The sequence below is a fragment of the Aeromonas allosaccharophila genome (genome assembly GCF_000819685.1).
Lineage (GTDB): Bacteria > Pseudomonadota > Gammaproteobacteria > Enterobacterales > Aeromonadaceae > Aeromonas > Aeromonas allosaccharophila.
Genome location: NZ_CDBR01000058.1, coordinates 1 through 2452 on the forward strand (window position 1 = coordinate 1; position 2452 = coordinate 2452).

General features: G+C 52.2%; 3 protein-coding genes. 1 reads left to right on the forward strand and 2 read right to left on the reverse strand.

Features of this window, described 5'->3' with window-relative positions:
• Both BN1115_RS21650 and BN1115_RS11295 read right to left on the reverse strand, forming a co-directional pair.
• A partial coding sequence (locus tag BN1115_RS21650) for a replication endonuclease (protein ID WP_167335553.1) occupies window positions 1-1292 on the reverse strand: 1292 nt, incomplete at its 3' end.
• Between the two features lie 98 nt (window positions 1293-1390).
• Complete coding sequence (locus tag BN1115_RS11295) at window positions 1391-1978, reverse strand: hypothetical protein (protein ID WP_042657239.1); 588 nt, start codon at window positions 1976-1978, stop codon at window positions 1391-1393.
• Window positions 1979-2107: 129 nt separating this feature from the next.
• Between BN1115_RS11295 and BN1115_RS11300 the strand changes: the two genes are divergently transcribed.
• Window positions 2108-2452: DUF3693 domain-containing protein (locus BN1115_RS11300; RefSeq protein ID WP_050070508.1), on the forward strand; the 345-nt coding region annotated here is incomplete at its 3' end.

Sequence of the window (2452 nt, forward strand, 5' to 3'; positions counted from 1 at the left end):
TGGGGCGTACCATCTGCATGGGGCTCGGCAAAGCGGAAACCGTAGATGGTGATGGGCTCTTTGGGATTAGCCTTGGTGCCTTTGTCAGAGCAGCGGCGACCGATGTTACGCCATACCTCATTGAGGTAGTCCTGCCCATCTTTGACAGTAGGGCGGCCAGCGGCAATCCAGTTGGGGTTTGTCTTGCCACCACTGGCCGGGTGGAAGCGTGACGGACAAGTCAGGGTGAGGAACAACGCAACGTGCCCCTCCTGCTTGGCGACATCTTCAAAACCACTGAGACGGGTCATCAGCTCGGCGCGTTGAACCTCTGGATTAGAGACAGAGGCGTCTATGGCATCTATAAGCTTGATACCATCCATAGGATCAGCAGCACTGACAGCAGCAAGACCTGAAAGAGTGAGTCGATTCTTGCGACTACGATGAATCCGGCGAGAAACAAGGTAATCAGGTGAATAGGGCTGTGAGTGTTTGTTAACAACTCCAGCAACGCGGGAAGCGTCGAAGAGTCGACGAGCCGAGGCGCGACGAATAACCCTAACCAGATAAGCAGGCTCAGACCAACGATTGAGCCAATGATTAGGGCGAGCAACTTCGGGCTCTTCAAATTGGTAATCAAATTCGGGATCACGAAGGTCATAACTTTCGAGAAGCGCTCTGGCTTGACAGAAAGCGGCATATTCCTCTTCGTCACCATTAAAATAATCCTTACGCAGGGTCAGCACATGTTTAGCCAGGCGATCAGCGAATGCCTCAAAGCCTTCATCGTCAGATGTGAGATTGAGGGTTCCGCAGTCGCCGGAAATGTTCATAAGGTCGAAAAGCTCTTTGATACGCTGATTCGCTTCGAGCAAACCAGCGTACTCAAGGGCTTGTGAATAGGCCGAACGAAACCACGGCAGGAGGTAGTGATTGCGCACGGTCATGTCATGGCGGTGCTGGCAATGCTCGGGGGCGTTGATGTCGCCATACTTGAGCAGGGCCTTATCATCCAGATAGGCGAAGGAGCCAACACGAACAAAATCGCGGGGCTGGTCAGCAAAACGGGGCTTGGTGTAAATGGCGTTGTACTGGTCGGAGTAAGCCCGATGCAGTATCGAGACATCATCATCAAAGGGCAGGCCGAGGGTCTGCAAGTGGTCAAGGTACTCGGCAGGGGTTGCCTGCTCGGCGTCATCTGCCAGCAGGGCAGGGGAAGACAGCAGCGAGTTAAGACGGAATTTGCCGGATACAGGGGCAGCGCGTGAACCGTTAAGGGCCTGCTGGGCGGCGTAGGAGGTGAAGCGGATCATGAAGATTCCCCTTGAAACAACAAGTAGATTCGAACGAGAAGGTAAAGACCGATTAAGGCAATACCAAAAACGCAAGCGACTTTAGGGAATGGCATGGCTTAGACCTCCCACTCACCAGCGAGGCGAAGTTCATCCTCACGGCGCTGATAAATAGTCCGGTCATCTAAAAAGATGTTGTATTTAGGGGCGGGATTGGGGGAGGGGGCAGAGGTCTTTTTGCCGCATACCCAATCACCAGCCGCAGGGGAATAGACCTGTGGAGCAAGGCAGCCATAGGCCGAATCGAAACGGGATTTGCCACACTTAGGGCAAACAGGGTCAGCCTTGGGAGCAGAATCAGCACCATCACAGAGCACGTCACGATTCAATCCGGCGTTAGTTACGCGGTACGGCATACGGGCAGCGAGCTTGTTCACATGGGCAAGACGGGCCTCAAGCGAATATTCTGGAGTGGTGCCGATAACCCCATTTATCGGCGCCATCTTGGAGAGGAGCTGAACGCGCTCGGAGAAAGCGTCGAGCCATTCAAGTTGCTCTTCTACGGTGTGCTCGGAGACGTAATCAGGGTCGAGCTGGATTTCACCATCAAGGATGCAGAGGTCAGAGCAAGCGGCGCAACCTTCGCCGCCGCACTCTTGGCAAACGTGGTAAATCGGGGTTTGTTGCTGTAGGGTCTGCGCTTCCATGTTGCGTACTCACTAAATGGTTCATTCATGTGAGAGTTATATGGAATGTACGAAGTACTTACAACATGCAGAAACAGTGGTACATAAGGTGTGTTAATCTTTATTTGACAAACACAAGAGGATAGACAAATGGACTCTAAAACGCTGATGGAGGCCTACATGAGGGCCAAAAACTACACCACTTACACGCAAGTTTCGAAAGACTTGGGTTTTACAACGTCTTATATAGCGTCAATAAACAATGGAAGAGCGCAATTCACTGATGAGATTGCAAAAATCCTTGCAGAAGGTGCAGGACTAGATCCTCTGGAAGTCATCATTTCCCTAAATGCCGTCAGAGCCAAGACACCAGAGATGAAAGCGACTTGGTATGACATCTTAAAAAAGTATTGCGCGGGCACGGGAGCCGCTCTGGCCGTGGCTTGCGTGATGATGGGAAGCCTTAATTCAGAGCCTGTTCCGACTGCGCATAAT

What these genes read in the sequence shown, in the direction of transcription:
- BN1115_RS11295 (WP_042657239.1), bottom strand. Translation starts at nt 1,978, where the DNA reads ATGGAAGCGCAGACCCTACAGCAACAAACCCCGATTTACCACGTTTGC.